At 39.8% G+C, this 19,258-nt stretch carries 15 protein-coding genes; 6 read left to right on the top strand and 9 right to left on the bottom strand.

The features are described 5' to 3' along the window. Positions 1-658: 658 nt before the first annotated feature. The 3 genes from QSE00_RS09725 to QSE00_RS09715 all read right to left on the bottom strand — a co-directional run bounded on the left by QSE00_RS09725 (position 659) and on the right by QSE00_RS09715 (position 6,742). Positions 659-1,678 (bottom strand): LacI family DNA-binding transcriptional regulator, encoded by a 1,020-nt coding sequence (locus QSE00_RS09725; RefSeq protein WP_110358401.1) that lies wholly within the window; start codon positions 1,676-1,678, stop codon positions 659-661. Between the two features lie 330 nt (positions 1,679-2,008). Then, on the bottom strand, positions 2,009-3,751 hold the full coding sequence (locus tag QSE00_RS09720) for a RagB/SusD family nutrient uptake outer membrane protein (RefSeq protein ID WP_286105787.1): 1,743 nt from the start codon (positions 3,749-3,751) through the stop codon (positions 2,009-2,011). Positions 3,752-3,769: 18 nt separating this feature from the next. Continuing rightward, a complete protein-coding gene (locus QSE00_RS09715) occupies positions 3,770-6,742 on the bottom strand; it encodes a SusC/RagA family TonB-linked outer membrane protein (protein ID WP_286105786.1) in 2,973 nt (990 codons plus the stop codon). Between the two features lie 686 nt (positions 6,743-7,428). On the opposite strand from QSE00_RS09715, the gene QSE00_RS09710 reads away from it, so the two are divergent. After that, a complete protein-coding gene (locus QSE00_RS09710; protein WP_286105785.1) occupies positions 7,429-8,961 on the top strand; it encodes a tetratricopeptide repeat protein in 1,533 nt (510 codons plus the stop codon). Positions 8,962-9,281: 320 nt separating this feature from the next. Here the strand turns inward: QSE00_RS09710 and QSE00_RS09705 are convergent, their stop codons facing one another. Further along, positions 9,282-9,782 (bottom strand): hypothetical protein, encoded by a 501-nt coding sequence (locus QSE00_RS09705; protein ID WP_110358398.1) that lies wholly within the window; start codon positions 9,780-9,782, stop codon positions 9,282-9,284. 272 nt (positions 9,783-10,054) lie between these two features. On the opposite strand from QSE00_RS09705, the gene QSE00_RS09700 reads away from it, so the two are divergent. Genes QSE00_RS09700 through QSE00_RS09690 form a run of 3 tightly spaced genes read left to right on the top strand, consistent with a single transcriptional unit; the run spans position 10,055 to position 12,902 of the window. Further along, positions 10,055-11,179 carry a sialidase family protein gene (locus tag QSE00_RS09700; protein WP_286105784.1) on the top strand — a complete coding sequence of 375 codons (1,125 nt, stop codon included), beginning with the start codon at positions 10,055-10,057 and terminating at the stop codon, positions 11,177-11,179. 17 nt (positions 11,180-11,196) lie between these two features. Then, entirely contained in the window at positions 11,197-12,078 is an 882-nt protein-coding gene (locus QSE00_RS09695; protein ID WP_286105783.1) for a phytanoyl-CoA dioxygenase family protein, read from the top strand. Positions 12,079-12,128: 50 nt separating this feature from the next. Then, on the top strand, positions 12,129-12,902 hold the full coding sequence (locus QSE00_RS09690) for a creatininase family protein (protein WP_110358395.1): 774 nt from the start codon (positions 12,129-12,131) through the stop codon (positions 12,900-12,902). Between the two features lie 78 nt (positions 12,903-12,980). Here QSE00_RS09690 and QSE00_RS09685 read toward each other — a convergent pair whose 3' ends face one another. Both QSE00_RS09685 and QSE00_RS09680 read right to left on the bottom strand, forming a co-directional pair. After that, on the bottom strand, positions 12,981-13,874 hold the full coding sequence (locus QSE00_RS09685) for a lysophospholipid acyltransferase family protein (RefSeq protein WP_110358394.1): 894 nt from the start codon (positions 13,872-13,874) through the stop codon (positions 12,981-12,983). 63 nt (positions 13,875-13,937) lie between these two features. After that, positions 13,938-14,468, bottom strand: coding sequence for a lipid-binding SYLF domain-containing protein (locus QSE00_RS09680; protein WP_110358405.1), 531 nt, complete (start codon positions 14,466-14,468; stop codon positions 13,938-13,940). Positions 14,469-14,715: 247 nt separating this feature from the next. Between QSE00_RS09680 and QSE00_RS09675 the strand changes: the two genes are divergently transcribed. Next, on the top strand, positions 14,716-14,901 hold the full coding sequence (locus QSE00_RS09675) for a hypothetical protein (RefSeq protein WP_286105782.1): 186 nt from the start codon (positions 14,716-14,718) through the stop codon (positions 14,899-14,901). A 31-nt stretch (positions 14,902-14,932) separates the two neighbouring features. Continuing rightward, the gene (locus QSE00_RS09670; RefSeq protein WP_110358392.1) at positions 14,933-15,376 is read left to right on the top strand and encodes a hypothetical protein; all 444 of its coding nucleotides are present in this window, start codon (positions 14,933-14,935) and stop codon (positions 15,374-15,376) included. A 391-nt stretch (positions 15,377-15,767) separates the two neighbouring features. On the opposite strand, the gene QSE00_RS09665 is transcribed toward QSE00_RS09670, so the two are convergent. From QSE00_RS09665 to QSE00_RS09655, 3 genes are all read right to left on the bottom strand, one after another. Then, positions 15,768-16,664 carry an IS982 family transposase gene (locus QSE00_RS09665; RefSeq protein ID WP_198319134.1) on the bottom strand — a complete coding sequence of 299 codons (897 nt, stop codon included), beginning with the start codon at positions 16,662-16,664 and terminating at the stop codon, positions 15,768-15,770. Between the two features lie 97 nt (positions 16,665-16,761). Then, the gene (locus QSE00_RS09660) at positions 16,762-18,051 is read right to left on the bottom strand and encodes a sulfatase family protein (protein ID WP_286105781.1); all 1,290 of its coding nucleotides are present in this window, start codon (positions 18,049-18,051) and stop codon (positions 16,762-16,764) included. 403 nt (positions 18,052-18,454) lie between these two features. Then, positions 18,455-19,258 (bottom strand): 3-keto-disaccharide hydrolase, encoded by an 804-nt coding sequence (locus tag QSE00_RS09655; protein ID WP_286105780.1) that lies wholly within the window; start codon positions 19,256-19,258, stop codon positions 18,455-18,457.

The following is a 19,258-nucleotide window of genomic DNA, read 5'->3' as shown; positions in this document are numbered from 1 at the left end:
CGTAGATTTAAAGAAATTTAAAATCAGCTTGGCCATGGCTACAGCTGGCTCCTCCTAACCAAGGTACATCTTACCTTGGTTATTCGGCCCTGGTCGTTTTTTATTCATCGGCTGGTCTATTGATTTTTAATGGTATTCATGAATGCTGCGCATTTGGGCGATGCAAAAAATGAACAGGACACAAACTTGAGATAGTAAACTATATCTTTTTTAATTCACACACAACTTTTAGGATTGATCCATATAGGATCAGGAACAATTGTTGTGTTTATGCAAAAATTGTGGTCGGTCTATGAAGGAAGAATGCTACATTTTTCAATCCCTTCCGTATTCTCCTCCTTTGGTCGGAGAATCCACCTTCCCTTAACCAAGGGAAGGAGCTTTTTACTTACCGCATAACGCGATGGTCTGGATATTAAAGCAGATGTTGGATACTTGACTGGACTTACCTTGAATTTTAACTAAAATGCGATCCAGTTTCTAGATTCTATACTCTCGGCTATCCTTCTTTGAATCTTGACCAATTGCTGCGTTTTCCCTGCCAATTCACACACAACTTTTGAGATTGATCCGTGAAGTGCCCCATAAAACCATATTATCGATTATTTTATGAAGGTTACCTCCCTAGTAAGTGTCTGTATTTCTTATAAGCATCAAATCAATTGGAAGAAGCCCTGATAACCAGTTCCGGTTTAAAGACTTCCTTTCTAAACTCCAAAATGTTATTCTTGTTCTTTAAATGACTCAATAAAATTCTGGCAGAGAGCATTCCCATACTGTAAACCGGTTGCCAAACAGTGGATAAGGCAGGGGTGATAAATAAAGAATGGGGTTCATCATCAAATCCCAAAACGGAGACGTCTTCCGGAATTTTCAAACCCATTTTTTTGGCGATATGCATGGCCGAAATGGCAATATTATCGTTGTAGGCGAAGATTGCATTGGGACGCTCCTTGAGTTCCAATATTTTTTTTGTGGCCTTTGCGCCATCTTTATGTGAAAACCCCGGCACATGAACAATATAATCCTCATTTATAGGGATTCCATTCTTCTCAAGAGCATCCAGATACCCCTGAAGCCTTTGTTCGGTGGTACTTAGGTTTAAAGGGCCTCCAAGGTGTGCTATGTTTTTACAGCCAGTACCAATGAGATATTCAACGGCCTGAAAAGCTCCAAAATAATCATCCACCAACACCTTGTCCGCCTCCAATCCTGGACAATCCCTATCAAAAACCACTACGGGAATACCACTCTTTTGAAGCCTGCGGAAATGATCGAAATTCTTGGTCTCGGATGAAGGTGCTACCAGGACCCCATCTATCTGGATTTTGGACAACCTCTTTACAATGGTCATCTCTTCTTCGTAAGATTCATTGGACAGGCAAATCATAATATTGTATTCCGAGTCAACAATTACATCCTGAATACCGGTAATTATTGCCGAAAAAAAGTGTCCCGTAATTTCTGGTACAATGACCCCAATAGTATTGGATTTTTTTTGCAAAAGATTTAAGGCCAAGAGATTTGGTTGATAGTCCAATGCTTCTGCCAATGCCTTTACTGCATCCTTGGTTTCTTTTTTAATAGCTGGGTGATCGTTCAAGGCCCTGGAAACAGTTGAGGGTGCTATATTAAGCTCACGTGCTATGTCTTTAATGGTAACGCGTCCCTTCTTCATAATAAGCCTCTATTTACAATCCTTACTTCCCTTATCATATTCACATTGATTATAAAATGTAGCCACGGCGGGCTCCAACCTACAAAAATCACCATTAAAAGTACAAATTATGGAATTGAACATTTTAGACAAAATACAATAAAAAATTTACACGGACCAGATATGTGGAACACAAGATGAATAAAGTGGAAAGATAGATGAAAGTACCGTTAAAAGGGAAATTGCCCCCGGATTTTTGTCACCAATTACAACCGCATCCAAATGCCACAAAAGATTGGGGCGGACAATTAATTGTCCGCCCCATATTAAAATCAGATCTATTATATTTTATTAATAACCTGGGTTCTGCTGAAGGAAACCATCAATACCCGAAGCTGCATCAACTGCACTTTGTGGTATAGGAAACAATCGCTTGTTTACATCGGAATCCGTCTTTTCGGTCCAAGAATCCTCGTATTTACCAAAACGTATTTGGTCGCCCCTTCTAAAGCCTTCCCAATACAATTCAAAACCACGTTCACGGAACATAACATCCAAATCAATAGAATTTAAAGCCTCAGGGGTTTGATCTGGGCGCGATGTCCTGGATGCCCTCACAAGGTTCACATCCGCCAAGGCTCCTCCAGTATCGTTTTTCCTCAATTTTGCTTCTGCGCGCATCAAGTAAATTTCCCCTAAACGCATCATTACAAGATCTATACTGCTAAAATTATTGGCGTTGTTGGAAGTTCTACTAAATTGGTATTTGGCAACTCTATATCCAGTGTTGTGCAACGAACCTTCATTGGTAAAATCAATTTGCTCGGTATGATTAACATAACCTACATCCCTGTCCGGGCCATTTCCTTTAATTTGTTTAACAGGATAGATTCTTACCCCATCATCACAGGTAATAAAGGAACCGCCAGAATCCTTTCTTGGCCCCCATTGTACCCCTCGTAAAATACCTCTGTTCATTTCATAAGTAGCTACATCGGCACAATAATAATGATCTTCATCATTCAAAGGCGAAAGCCCTGTTAAATCCATTAACTCTGCTGGAATCTGTTGGTTTTGCTGATAGAATCTGGCGTCTGCCTCAGCAGGATCCACATCATCATAGGCTTCTACCCAAGTCTGATAGAAATCCGAGGTTATCGCTGGGCCATCTGTACCGTCAGAGCTAGGATATTCCAATCTCCCCCATACCGATCCGGCAATAGACCAATAAGACCAACGGCTTTCCTCATTTTTCAACACCCCTCGTTGATCCAAGGCAAATATGAGCTCGGAGTTACTATTGTTATCGTCATTGAAAAGATCGAAGTATTCCGGCGACAATGCAAAGTCCCCTGAATTGATAATATTATTTGTGTATTCTATAACCTTATCCATATCCGCATCCGTAAAGTTTGGCGTTCCGTATGGATCTCTATACACAGCGGCATTCAAATGAATTCTGGCCAATAACCCCCAAACTGCAGCTTGGGTCATTCTTCCCGGTCCTTTGTCCTTGTTAATGACATCTACCACAGACAATAATTCATTTTGTATATAATCTATGGCGTCCTGAGTCCTTAAGACCTCTGAAAGTTCATTGGATGCTTCCTTTTTTAAGACCATACCCCAACTATCCAGCATCAACATGTTCAAGTAGGCCCTAAGCGCTTTCATTTCGTATAAGGCGCCCGCTGCTTCCACATTGCCTTCATCTGCCAAGGGCGTCAACACCTCAATGGCCGCCAATGTTCTGGAAATATTGGTAGTCAGCTCATTCCAGCTACTGGAAATCAAATCATTACTCGGAGTGTAGGTATGCGAATGTGTGGCTAAGAATTTACCACCGTCAAACCAGTCGGTTCCCCCTCTGTAGGGAAGAATAGCCTCATCCGAGGAAATAAGCTGAAGTCCATAGTAATTGGTATGTCTCCAGGTCCATGAAACATAGCCGTAGGCAGGTGCAATTGCTCCACTAATTACTTCGGCCTGGGCACCCGTTAGGGTTTCATCGAATAATTCCTCTTCTAAGTCTGTACAGTTCCAGTTCAACAAGGAACAATACACCAATATTGTAATTATGAGTTTATTTTTCATTACTAAGCATTTTTTTTATTAGAATGATACGTTTAAGCCAAAAAGCAATGTTCTTGGAGATGGATAAGTAAATCGGTCTATCCCAAAAGTTTGAATACCGTCTATAGTACTTCCTGTGTTGATCTCGGGATCAAATCCGGAATAATCAGTAAGTACAAATAAGTTCTGGCCCGTTAATGTAAATCGGACATTGCTTATCAAATCTCCCAAGCCCAGGTCTTGCGGTTTTAAGTTATACCCTAAGGTGGCATTGTTTAAGCGGAGGAAACTACCATCTTCTAAATAGCGTGTGGACACTTCATTGGAGTTGCTGTTGTCCTCGTTGGAGAATTCCACAGCAAAATCGGTAGCGTTCAAGTTTCTGCTCAACTGCCCTCTTGAGAAAAGGGACATAGCCGTGTGGTTATATATCTTATTGCCCGAGACACCATTAAAGTTAAGTCCTAAATCAAAATCTTTATAATTGAATTTGAAATAGAAGGCATAGATGACATCCGGCAGGGCGCTTCCCACTACGATACGGTCGTTATCCAAAATCTCACCATCTCCGTTAACATCCCTGTATTGATTTAGGCCATCGGCTCCAATACCCATAAATTCCTTCATATAGAAAGCACCCACAGGTTCGTTGTTCAGGTATCCATTAATAGTGGCCCCAGTTTGCCCAGCTCCTTGGGCAGCACCGGTAGTAATCACTTCAAATTGGGAGTTTTCAACTTTATTATCCGTAAAACTCATATTACCTCCCAAATTAAACATAAAGTCCTGCCCAAGTAATATTCTATAATCCAAGGCAAATTCAATTCCTGAATTGATAATTTCCATATCAGGAATATTGGTCCAAATTTTTGGGGTAGGCTGTATTGGATCTATTCTATTGGCCAACAGTACTACATCACTGGTAACTTTGTGAAAATAATCCAAGGTACCTGTCAACTTACTATTGAAGAGACCAAAATCCAATCCAATGTTGGTTTGGGTAGAAACTTCCCATTTAAGATCAGGGTTGGCCGTTCTGGCGGGAACCGTACCAAAAGGATAGTCATCTATAGTACTGGCATTGGGATCAAGAGGATAGGTATCATTATCTGCCTTACTGTCTATGTAACTTGCTAGACTAACCTTATTATCAATCCCTTCCTGATTACCTGTTTGACCCCAACTGGCACGGAGCTTTAAATTATTGACAATATCACTTTCGGCCAATATATCTTCCTTACTAATATTCCAGCCCAAGGCAACAGATGGAAAATATCCGTATTTATTGTTGGCACCAAATTTTGAGGAACCGTCGGCACGCATGGTGGCCGTTAAAAGATATTTGTCCGCATACCCATAATTAAGTCTACCAAAGAAAGACTGAAGTTCATTCTTATAGGCATAGCTGTTAAGGCTGGTAGGATTCTCTTGACTACTGATCTGATCCTGAAATTTAGGATCTATATCATTGGTAGCAAACCCTCTAAGATCAAATCGTTTTTGCTGAACATAAATTTCTTGATAGGAATGCCCTGCAAGAAAGGTAAAATTATGTACGTCCTCATTATAAGTATAGGTTAAGGTATTCTCTATCAAGGAGTTCCTATTGTTGGTATAATATGAGCTAAGAGTGCCCTCTACCAAACTCTCCAATATGGGATACGGATTTGTCTGTACATCCCTATCGGTTGCCGAGTAATCTACTCCGAGATTGGCCCTATACGTCAGCCCATCGAAAATTTCCAAAGAAGGGGCGATATTCGCCAAGATACGGTTGCTATTGGAAACATCGCTATAAATCTTGTTACGGACAATAGGATTTAATCTGTCATCGAACAAAGTAGGCTCTCCGTTCGTATAAACAGGTATCGTAGGGTTCAATTGAAGCATATCCACCGTCATGTCACCAATATTCGGTCTATCATTCACAGTTCTTGAAGCCGTTAGATTTAAATCAACATTAAAACGTCCGTCCAATGCTTTCTGGGTCAGATTGACCCTTCCAGAGTATCGTTTTAAGGAACTGGTATTAAAAATCCCTTTTTGATCATCTACCCCAGTGGAGACATAATAGGAAAATTTATCTGCAGCCCCACCGCTCATGGCAAAGTTAACATTCTTTGAAATGGCAGTTCTAGTCAATTCATCCTGCCAATCCGTAGCAGCACCGCCATCCAACAAAACTCCTCCTACTGCAGGAACCTGCTGTCTAAATTCATCGGCACTGAAGACGTCCATTTTATTGGCCAAAGTGGCCATTGCTGTAGAAACGGATAAATTCATTTCAGATTTACCATCCCTTCCTTTCTTAGTAGTAATAACGATAACTCCATTGGCCGCACGTGCTCCGTAAATGGCAGCAGCCGAAGCATCCTTAAGAACATCCATTGAGGCAATATCCTGAGGGTTGATAAAGTTTAGTGGATTTGAGGCCACGCCGGTACCACTATTATCTATTACAAAACCATCTATAACAAAGAGTGGTGTAGTTCCTGATCGCAAACTTCCCAATCCACGGATAATAATGTTCTGTGATGCCCCTGGCTCCCCACTAACGGAAGTTACATTCACACCGGAGACTTTACCTTGCAATAGCTGTCCAGGGTTGGCCACTACGCCTTTATTAAAATCTTCACTTTTAACGGAAGCTATAGATCCGGTTACATCGGACTTCTTTTGAACGCCGTAACCAACTACGACCACCTCGTCCAATAAAGATGAGTCTTCCTGCAAAGCTACACTCACATTGGTCTGCCCGTTTAAAGGAATCTCATTGGTCGCATATCCCAAAAAAGACACCGCAAGTACTGCGTTTGCATCCGACACTTGTATGGTAAAATTCCCATCGAAATCGGTCGTTGTTCCATTCTTCGTTCCCTTTTCCAGCACTGTGGCACCTGGCAAAGGAACGTTCTGTTCATCGGACACCGTACCGCTAACCTTGGTCTGCGCCCATGACGTTGCTGAAATGCCCATCATAATGGCAAACATCAAAAATTTCAGTTTCTTCATATTTTTATGGTTTAAATTAGTTTTGTCATAACCAAATTAACACTTAATTAACGATATCGGAATTATTAGACTCTAAATTGCAATGCAAAGGTTTGCATATCGGGGGTTGGGCAGAAATTTCTTACAGTAAGGTGTCCCTAATCCAAATACAATTTACCTGATTGAAGGACAGACCGATTTTAAAACGAGACTCCAAAAATAAATTAAGATCAGAATCCCTTATTTTTAATAAAAACCATGCTCCTTACATCCCAAAAAAAAAAAGAACACAAGGGCCCATTGCCAAAGACCTACAATTACACTACCGATTAATTAACACTTGGTTGTTCAGGGCAAAACTATATAAATACAGTTACGAAAATGAGCCGATTTTATGATTTTACCTTAGCTTGACGTTTTAATAACAATGGCCTGGATTTGCTGCACGAACTCTTTATTGAATAACATATAGAGGTATAGGAAAGCATTGGATTTGCATAATAATCACTGCTGAAATCTATACTTTTTACCACTATATAGTTCATTCTACAGTATTTACAGTAACGATTTCTTAAGCATCAGCTTGGGAGTAATTCTTAGGCAGCAAACTGTATTCGCTTTATTGGTACGTTTGCGGGAAGCTAAAAAAACACCTGTAACAATCAGTGAATTATCGCATCTTTAAAATGAATGCCAGTACCAAAACAATGAGAACAATAATTATAGTAATCTTAGTTCTTTTTCAAGTATGCTTTGCAAAAGGACAGACATCGTTAAAAAAAATAAACCTGAAAAACGGAGAGTATAATGTAGGTTTTAAGCATTATGGAACAATCGATAGCACAAGACTTTATCAAATTGAAAATGACTTTAATAATCAACTCATATATAGGCCGATTCCAATTAGTATTTGGTATCCAACCATTAAAAAAAATAGCAATTCCAATCATCTAACAGTTTTGGAGTATTTGGAGGTTTTAAAAGAAGAGGAAGAATCGAAAAACCTGCCAAACGAATTACTGTTGGCTTGGTTTCCTGAATTAGGGGATACTCCTCAAAATAGAGTCCATTTGTCCGAAACCGTAAATGCTTTGTGGAATGCCCATTTTTTAGAAGGAAAATTTCCGGTCGTAGTTTATGCACCAAGCTATCAAGCCTCGTCAATTGAAAATTTTGCATTATTCGAATATTTGGCAAGTAATGGCTACGTAGTGATATCCAGCCCTTCAAGAGGAACAGAAACAAGATGGTTGGAAGGAGGAACGGCAAAAGATATGGAAACACAATCTAGAGATATAGAATTTCTTTTAAAAGAAATTCATAAATACGAATTTATAGACTTCGATAGAATAGCACTTATGGGTTATAGTTTTGGCGGACTATCCAATGTTTTAACGGTTATGAAGAATAAAAAAATAAGTGCATTGGTGAGCTTGGATGGAACTGAAAGATATAATTACCCTCTACTAAATAAATCACCTTACTTTAACTTAGATAGATTTAATATTCCCTATATTCATTTTGCTCAAAAAGATATTCCAGAAGAGGTTCTTAGCAGTGATAATATACCTGCCGAATTAAATTATAAATTCCAGCTGTACGATTCCATACACTTTGGCAATGTCTACAGTTATAAATTCCACGACTTAACACATTCCCATTTTGGCACTATTGGTGTTTTATTTTCATACAGAGATAAAAGACAGGATAAAAGTGATGATAAAATTATGGCCTCCTACAAACTTCTATCACAACACACCCTGCAATTTTTAAACGCTATTTTGAAAAATGAGGAGAGCGCAAAGGAATTCATTGAAAATAGCCCCGATAAAAATGGTATTTCGAAAACCCTGGTTTCGAAAAAAATGAAAAAATCACTTACAAAAGAGTTTGATCATAATGATTTCAAGGAATTGGCACTCAATCAGGGGCATCGGGATTTGATCCCTTTATATGAAAAAACAGTAGCGAAACATCCATCACTTAAACTTGAAGAAGGTATGCTGAACAAGCTCGGTATTCAATTATCATTTAACGCCGGAAAGATGGAGCAAGGTATAAAAGTATTTTTATTAGCTGTACATATCTATCCAAAATCGGCGAACTTATACGATAGTTTGGCCCTAGCTTATCTTTATAATCAAGATGATAAAAATGCCATTGCCAACTTCAAGAAATCATTGGAGTTAAATCCCGAAAATCAACATGCAATTGATAAACTTAAACAATTGACGGAATAATGCCAGCCACTAACAACACCTAGATGAAATGTAGATTTCAGGGCCAAATTCCATGGTCTGGCCATATTTATCAAGTCGCTAAACCAAAAATCACCCATTAGGGAAATATTCAATTTTAACTTTGGACAAAAAAAGAAAAATCAAAAAGCACCCGTACCTAAAAGGCACCTATGGGCGGGCAATAAGCTTTAGGTTTATGCTCAGAGGGAAACTGGTAACACTAACTTAACCATAGTGTATAGCCCATATTACTATGAAGGGGCCAATTTTCGTGCAATTAAAGCAACCATTCCCTTTGGGCTGTCATTGAAGATAAGTCTTTAAAAATCGAAAGTATAGAGTACCCCAAGGGTAAGGGTAGACCAAGTAGCACCGTCCAATTCGATACCGGTATAGGAAAAATTAACTTCCGTTTGGGCCCCCATTAAATAACCTATAGTTGGCCTATAGTACAAACCACCATCATTCCCCTCGTTAATTCCGATAGCCTGACCAACGTCGCCCCCAATAGAGAACGAATTGGATGTCCAAAATCTAACGGAAGCTGCCAGTGGCATAAATTGAATATTGGGCAGATCCTCTGCAAACAGGTCCCTATCGTATTTTTCAGGAAATCCATTTACAAACCCCACCATTAGCCCTAGATCTATAATTTCACTTAATCCCCATCTATATCCAAGGTCCACTCCCGCGACAAGACTAAGTTCTTCCTGGAATTCATTTAAAGGCAGACCGCCATGGATTCCCAGTTTCATGCCTTTTTGGGCAAACAAGCCCAATCCTAGGAGAGCAAAAACAAAGGTTATAAGCACTTTTTTCATAATTGTTGGTTTTTATTGGTTGGTATAAATCTAGAATCTTCCCTAGATCAGACCTCATTTTTGTTGTAAAAGCTGCAAAAATGGTTGTGGAAAAACCTATTTGTAATCAACCTCAAATAAATTTGCCCCCATTTAGAACCATCAATCGGCTTATAAAAGTCACAAAAACCGGGATGCAATAACCAAATTAGCAAATGTGATATTTTCAAAATATCTTTAAGGGATTAATTATTCGTCCAATTAGTTTGGCAATAAACCAAGTGATCCCTTTCATGAAAGTAATAACCACTATATTATATCTTTTTGTTGTTGCCTCTTTATATGGGCAGAACAGTAATTTCCATATTGCAGAGGGAGTTATAACTTCCCTGGATTTGTTTAACTCCTCCAATGACCCCAAGGTCTCCTGCTACCGAATTCCCGCGTTGGCCACCGCTCCCAACGGCGACCTGATTGTAGCTATTGATGAACGGGTACCTTCTTGTGCCGATTTGAAAGGGAACAAGGATATCAACATTGTAATTCGAAGAAGCAAAGACAATGGCAAAACCTGGTCGGATATCGAAAAAATAGTGGATTTCCCACTAGGAAAATCAGCCTCCGACCCCTCTATGATCGTGGACAATATTACCAAGGAAATATTTATGTTTTATAACTTTATGGATTTGGACAATGAGGAGGACGTATATTACCTACATGTTATAAAAAGTAAGGACAACGGAAAGACGTGGAGCATGCCGGAAGATATTACCCCACAAATTGCGAAACAGGAATGGCACAACGATTTTAAGTTTATCACTTCAGGTCGTGGCATACAGACCCGATCGGGTGTACTACTCCACTGCATGGTAAACCTAAATAGCGGGTTACGTGTTTTTGGCAGCAATGACCATGGTAAAACTTGGTTTTTTAGAGATTCCCCGCTTTTCCCTGCAGATGAATCAAAAATCGTGGAACTTGCCGATGGCAGCTGGATGGTAAATTCAAGGTCCAATAACACTGGTATTCGTCATATCCACATGTCCCAGGACCAAGGCTACTCCTGGACAACAAGGGAGGAACCTCTTTTGATCGACCCTGGGTGTAACGCCAGTATTATTCGTTTTACTGACAAGGCAGATGGTTTTAACAAAAATAGATTGTTGTTCTCCAATGCCAAAAGTGATAAAGATCGTGTTAACATGACTGTTAGAATAAGTTATGACGAGGGCAAAACCTGGTCCGAAGGAAAAACAATTTATGAGGGCGATTCAGCTTATTCATCAATGACCATATTGGACAATGGTGATATTGGTCTGTTTTTTGAAAAGGACGACCATACCGAAAATGCCTTTGTAAGCTTTTCATTGAAATGGTTGACCGATGGAAAAGATGCATACAAAAAACCTAATAAATAACATTTAATACCACATTTATGTCAGTAATAAAAGATTTGGCAGATAGGCATAGTCCTGTCTCGGATATGTTTCAACAGCCCAAAACAGTTGAGGAATGGGAACAATACAAATTATCAGATGAACAGCTGGCCCACTTTCACGAATTTGGCTATGTTTCCGGCATAAAACTTTTGGAGGAATGGCAGGTAGATTTGTTAAACCAGGAATTGGCAGAAATAATGGACCCAAATCATACTGCACATGATTTATTTTATGAATTTCACAGTAATGAATCCCAAGACCCAAATTCTGTCTTGTTCCATTCCCTGGGACATTGGCGTATAACTCCAGGGTTTCACGATGTATTGTGGAATCCAGCTTTTACAATGGCCGCACATCAATTATTGGAAAATAAATCCGTTAGGTTTTGGCACGACCAATTATTCTGCAAACCGGCACTCCACGGTGGCGTAGTGGCCTGGCATCAGGACTACTCCTATTGGACAAGAACCATAGCCATGCAACATCTTACCTGCTGGACGGGCCTGGATGATGCCACCACAGAAAACGGCTGCCTGCATTACATCTCCAAAAGCCATAAATGGGGCCTTCTGGATGCGCCGTCATTGGCCGGTGATATGGACGGACTAATGAAATATCTTAGCCCGGAACAAAAAGAGCAATTTAAGCCAACCCCTATCGAATTAAAAAAGGGGCATGCCACCTTTCATCACCCCTTAATGGTACATGGCTCCTATGAAAACAAGTCGGAAAGAAGCAGACGGGCATTTGTACTTAATGTATTTGCCGATGGTACGGTTAGCAATACGGACGATGAACTTTTGGCAGGAGTTCCCAGAGTACCCAAAGGCAATAAAATGGAAGGTAAATTCTTTCCAAAACTATATTCCGGAAAATAACGCTATATGTTCAATGATAAAATGCCCATCAAACCTTTAGCAATCAAATTATGAAGTCTAGCCCACGACCCTACGTTTTGGCAGAAACAAATTGGAAAAATGTAAAGACACAGGAGTACACCGTGGCCGTACTGCCATGGGGTGCTACTGAGGCCCACAATTACCACTTGCCATATGCCACGGATAACATTTTGGCAGAAAACGCTGCCATTACTTCGGCAGAAAAAGCTTGGTCACTAGGTGCCAAGACTATTGTTCTACCCACTATTCCTTTTGGTGTAAATACGGGTCAAATGGATGTTGATCTGTGTATAAACATGAATCCCAGTACTCAAATGGCCGTGTTAAAAGATTTGGTTCAAGTCCTGGAGGCCAATAATATTCGCAAATTGGTCATTGTAAACGGACACGGAGGTAATAATTTCAAGCAAATTATTAGAGAACTGAGCTTAAGATACCCCACTGTCTTTGTTTGCTCCCTAAATTGGTGGCAGGCTGCCAAGGCGGGCGACTATTTTGATGAGCCTGGTGATCATGCCGGGGAATTGGAAACAGCCGTTGCAATGCACCTAACCCCAAATTTGGTCTTGCCTTTGGACCAAGCTGGTGATGGAGATGCCAAAACTTTCAAAATAAAAGGTTTAAAGGAAGGATGGGTATCTGCGCAGCGAAAATGGACCACAGTAACCAAAGATACTGGTGTGGGAAATCCAAAAATGGCCACATCTAAAAATGGAAAGCAATTTTTTATGGCGGTCACCGATGCTATTTCTGAATTCTTTTATGAATTACACCATACGGACGTAAATGATATGTATGAATAATGAAAAATTAATTTTAAAACAGTAATACTTTATTCCAAAGAACACAGCCATTAAGGGACCATCCTATTTAGTAACATGTTACAATGTATCCACAATGGGAAAGTCCTCCTTTTTTAATTTCCACCGCCTATGGCTCCACAACCACAACTCGGGAGCACTGATAATGGCCTGCTCCAATTGTTGGGCATATTTTTCCAATATCTCAAAATTGTTCCTAATCTGTGGGTGATCCTCGATGATCCTGAATTCCAATTCGTAATATCCCCTTTTCAATTTTTTGAAGAATGGGAATAGGACGACCTGATCTGTTTTCTTGGCAATCTTATCGGCACCAACAAAAAAGGCAGTTTCCTGATTTAGAAAATTATACCAATATTTGGAACTCTTTTTAGTTGGACTTTGATCGCCGATCATACAATTTAAGGTAAGTACTTTCTTCTGATGATTATCTATAATCGTCCTAAATCCCTTGTCCGATTCCACACAATTTACCCCAAACCTTTCCCGCATATTTTTGAACAGTTCTTCAAAATATTTGTTTTTAATCGGTTTGTAAAATGTATTGGAACTATAGGGAAATATCAAGGGCAGGAACACCAACCATTCCCAATTGCCCTGGTGACCTGTGTACATTAGAATACTTCGGTCCTCATTCACATATTGCTGGATGAGTTCCGGATTCTTAATGAGCAACCGTTTGTTTATGGTCTTCTCCCCTATCGTCAACCTTTTAAAGGATTCCAAAACAATATCACAGAAATGCCTGTAAAAATCTTTGGCTATCCGTTTTATTTCATCATCACTTTTAGTGGGAAAGGAATTCCTTAAATTACTGAACACCACCTTTTTTCGGTAACCCACTAAATGGTACACCACAAAATACATAAAGTCCGAGACCATATATAAAGCCCACATCGGAAGTAGGGAAATGGCATAAAATGGAAGAAATTTAATTCTTGAGAGGTATTTCATCCTGTTTTTGATTTAAGTATTCCAAAAAACAACATGTAATTATAAAATACTTTGGTTAGTGCATTAAAATGAGTGAAAACTAAATTTCTGTCCTCCCACAGAAGCATCGGCCATAAGACCCGCCTTGGGCAACACGAACACTGCCACTCCTTCCTTGTATTTAGCGTTAAGGCCAATACCCGATTTTAGGGCTACTGCCGATACCTCGGCGGCAAAACTAAAATTTCCCTGTTTAAATTCGTTTAAAGCATTATTGTCCTCAAAAAAAATAACTTCAATAATCGCTTGCCCACCAGCTTGTAAACCAACATTCAATTTTTTGAGTCCGGCCATCCCCACAACCTCACCGCCCTCATAAACGGCTCCGTTGCCGGAGGCTGCCCCAACAACAAACCCTCCTTTACCGACATTTGGAAAGATTACATATCCTGCAGAGTTGTCAAAAAAGGTCTGAAGACCGGATTGTGCCTTTAACAAGGTTTTTTTAGCCTTGGAAGCATCACTTATAATTTGTTTCTCCTTTCTTGTCTGCGATGTTACTGAAACCGAGACCATCAGGGCCAATAGTACAGGAATTAATTTCAATATCTTCATTTTATTGGATTCGATAAACATTTGTACGTCAAAATTAAAAATAGTTACACATTCAGGTTAAATCCAAAACGGTAAGAATTTGTTAATACTGCCTTATATTATCTTAAATAATTGATTTTAAATTACTTAACAACAAATCGAAATTCACTTAGGAGCATAAAAGTGCTGGATATTTTATTCATTTCCTCAGTACCACTAACAAACTGACAGTCATAACCCTGCCATGACATGGCCAATAGGGAGGCTAATGGACAAGTATGAAAAAAAGTTAAGAACAATAGCTGAAAATGACCAATATCATTTAGCTACGCATCTCAATTTCCTAATTTTAGGGTTCAATTATAAATATTGGCAACTACCGACCATTTTTCATTATTTGCCCCATTTTGGTCTTTCCAAAAGGCCTAAAGAAATTGGGGGAATAGAATTTTGAGCATCAAACAATTAATATAAAATACAAAACTATGAGCGCTGCAATTAATAAAAACAAAATGATCGAATGGCTGGATCCCAATGAAATGCACGAGGCTAGTCTAAAATGGATGTCGGAATTAAAATTTATCAGGGACGAACAACTGTTCCTAAATGATTTGGTAAAATCCTATACTTCGCAGTTGACAGATTCGGCCGTTTTCAAGGAAAGTAAAGAAATCATTGGTGCCATCACCAGTGCCGAAAAAGAGGTAATCGCACTCATGAAAAAAGTCCAAGCCCATGAAAACCAATTGGAAATTATGTTGGATCAAATAGATCAGTTAAAAATGGAACAGGCATATACGGAAACTCATTGGGAATTGAATTCCGAAATGGCTAAATACTCTAACCAATACAGGGAACTTAAGTCGCGCCTTTTTAAACTGGTGACCAAAGTCATGAAAAAGGATAAAGGAAATAGGTTGCTGAACTAAATAGGGACCAAATAAAACACCCATTATTTTTTTAATCCTTTTGTGGGACCCTTATAGCAAGTGTCAATTTCATACTTGACATAATTTCTTTCCCTACCTCTGCCCAAACATTGTTAAAACACCTCTTACCTGAGTTTTAACAATGTTTGGGAATGTTTTTCAATTTATTTAAGAAGTTTTGGAGCAACCTTTGTACATATAAAATATCTAAGTAAAAAAATCGTTAATAGTTGATCTACTTGTTAGACAATCTGAAATCATTATATGTTATGGAAATAGTAGCTCCTATTGTAAAGCTCATAGACAATAACCCCTTCATCTCTATTGTGTTTTGTCTGCTTATAGCCTTAGCACTAATTACCTATAAAATAACGTGAGTTCGATATAAGGACTATCCAATTCTTTGAAGGTTGTCTATATTGATGTTTGGTTTTGTTGGGTAAAAGGCATATGCAATGAGTCCGGAAACCATATTTGTGATGAAGTTTCCAAAGCTTCTGTGCCTGGTGTGCTCGATTTGGCACTGGTTTTTCAGGATATCGTTGACGCTCTCCACAACGGCCCTTTTTCTGAGCAGTATTTTGTCATATAGGTGCATCAGGGTATTCTTCATGTTCTTTTTTATTTTGGTCACCAGATGGATCCCGTCCACAAATAGTTCTTCGAACAGATCCTTTCCGATATACCCCCTATCGGCGAATATCTTCCCGAACACCTTGTTGTGGAAAGTCTTGTCCTTGAGGGGCTGGCGGTCGTCCACATTGCCCTTGGTAATGAGAAAATCGATGATCTGCCCCCTTTCGTTGATAATGATATGGAGCTTGAATCCAAAGAACCACCCCATGCTGCCCCTGCCCTTTTCCGCTATTCCCTTGAATACCCTGTTCTGTTTTTCCCTTTTGCTATGGCATACCTTTATCAAGGTGGAATCCATAAAGGATATTCCCGAACATTGGCCCAAACAGCACATTTGAAGGAACAGTACCATAGGGACCACGGCCTTTTGCTGCAGCTCCACAAAACGGTTGTACGATACAGTGTCGGGAAAATCCTCCCGCATATGCTTACAGACATGGTCGAGATAAAAGTGCTTGAGGCAACGGTATCCCTTTTGGTGGAACAGTACCATAATGGTGATCACTTCGCTCTGGGACATTTTAGGGGCCCTGTTGCGTCTTTTTATTCCTGAGCCATCATCGATCCCGTTCCTGTCAAGAACTTGGTCCAATTCTATGCAAAAATCGTCGATAAGACAAAAAATTTCCGTAATTTTATCGGTAGAAATCATAAGCAGATAATTGGTTAAATATTTGAATGTCAATAACTTAAATATACCAATTTTCTGCTTTTCCTGCAATATAAAACACCCATTTCTTAAGTCGAACTCACGTTAAATTATAGAGCTCCTCATAGGATTGATCATTCACGTATCGGAAGTATTTCCAATCTTTGGTCCGTACCCCTTCACTGGGGGGAATGTTTTGAAACTCCCATAGATGTTCTATCAAAATAGTATCCCTCTCAAAATCTGTTTTGGGATTTCTAATGATGGGCATGAGACTTTTGCCCTGCCATCCCTCGGGTTGTTCCAATCCTGCCAAATCTAGAATGGTGGATGGTACATCAATGTTCAAGGCCAGGGCATCGTTGTCTTTTTGTTTTTTTATACGAGGGTCGAACACAATTAGGGGCACCCGTATGGAATTATCATATAGCAGCCATTTACCGGCAAGCTGACGTTCTCCCAGGAAATAACCATTATCGCCCATTAAAATGATTACGGTGTTTTTGTCCAGCCCTTTCTTCCTTAGCTCCTCCCTGATCTTGGCAATCTCACGGTCTATACCCGAAATCATCCTGTAATAGCCTTTTACGCTATGTTGGTATTTTTCGGGAGTATCGTAACGCCATGTCCACCGTAAGCGGTTAAACCCGTCCTGTACAAATTTTGGTTGCGCTTCAAAGTATTTGTTTTCGCCTAGGTCTGGTCCGGGCATATCCATGTTCCGAAGCAATCCATCGGACTCCTGTTGCCAAAAGTATTGGTCCTTGGCAGCGTCATGGGCATGGGGGGCACTGAAACTCAAGGAGAGACAAAATGGGGTGTCGGTATCGGCGTCCGCGATAAAATCTATTGCCTGTTGACCGGTATATCTTGTAAGGTGCACTGTGTCTTTGCCCAAAGTTTTGTAGTAATACCCACGCCTGTCCTTATACTTGTTGTTGCGGTCATAGGACTCATAAGTATCAAACTGCTTGTCAAGATCGTTATACCGTACACCGTACTTGCCATAAAAGCCCGTATTGTAACCATTTTGTTTCAGGATGGTAGGGTAGGAGTCGGCCATATAGGACTCACGGATGTTTCCTGTCTGAAAATTGAAGTTATGGGTACGTTCATATAGGCCGGTAAGTATACTGGCCCTACTGGCTGCACAGATAGGGGTGGTTACAATGGCATTTTTAAAATAAGTGCCTTCTTGGGCCAATTTATCCATTTCCGGAGTGGAAATAAGTTTGTTTCCGGCATAACCCAGGGCATCAAAACGTTGGTCATCCGTTAAAATAAAGATGATGTTCGGTTTTTCAGCTTGCTGTGCTTGTGTTGTTTTTTGTGCTGATAATGGAAGAGCGCAAACTGAGAGAAGTATTGCAACAATTATTTTTGTTTTCATCAATCCCTGATTTTTGTTACTAAATGATAGCAATAAAGTGCCTATTGTTATTGGATCCACCAATTGTGATTTTACCGTTCCTTCATCTAAAGTGAAAGTAGTTTCCAATGGATAGGAAGTGGTACTCCAGTTTAAAGGTACAAAGTAAAATTGCTTTTGAAACGGACCTTATCAAACATAAGCTTTATATGCCCATAACCTATCCTGTGCTGTCCTGTCCGTAATGAAAATATTTTTTGGTTGGAGGGTGGAGTGGGGCAGAGGAGGTCTTTTGGATGATAAAAAAAAGGGAAGAAAATTTTAATTTTCTTCCCTTTTCAATTGTTTCATTTTCAAGTTTATAAAAGGATCCAACAATGGTTGGTAAGACCGCGATCTTCTTGAAAAGAAGAAAACTCAAATACTATAAATTCTTCAATCTTATATTTCTATATTCCACCTTCATTGGTGGTCCTACATGCACCTGTACTCCCAAATACCCTGCAGATTTCCTGTTGACTGTATCATCATCGATTACCTCGCTCATTAGAATGCCATTGATGAAATGCTGTAGTTTGTTTCCCTTAATGATTAGGTGGGCTTCGTTCCAGTCTTCACTCTTGATTTTTGTTTTTAGTTCGTCGGAATCGCCTAGGGATTCAATAACCTCACGGCTCTGCCAAGAATTATTTGCCACATTGGCACGTAAAGACCCGGGAGCATCGGGGTTTTCTTGTGAAGTGATAATAGCCTTTTCACCACGATAGGCCAAGGTGGCGCGTTTTTTTTCTTCATAGTTCTGCCCGGTATATCTGATCTTCCCATCTATATCGGCCTGGTAGCCCCGTAAGGCATAGGGAATAGTGTCTATTTTTTCACTGCGATAATTGATACCGCTGTTTCCCGCTTCGGCGATACGGAACTCCAATTTTAATTCAAAATCACTGGGCTGACCGTCTTTCCAAATAATAAAGGTATTGTTCTTAAGCAAGGTGGTGGGGGTTACCTCTCCCACAAGATTGCCGTTCTCTACCTTCCAATAGTTGGGGTCCCCTTCCCAGTTATCCAGTGTCTTGCCATCAAAAATCTGTACAAATCCATCTTGATCCGTTGTGGCCACAGCCACCTCCTCTTGCGATTTGTTTTCTTTTTTCTCCTTACAGGACTGTAAGCCAACAATTGCAAACAGCACTAATATATGTGGCTTAAATATTCTTTTCAAATTCAT

This window comes from Arenibacter flavimaris (genome assembly GCF_030291335.1).
Lineage (GTDB): Bacteria > Bacteroidota > Bacteroidia > Flavobacteriales > Flavobacteriaceae > Arenibacter.
Note: the sequence above shows the minus strand (reverse complement) of the source record. Positions and strands in the feature narration are given on the sequence as shown.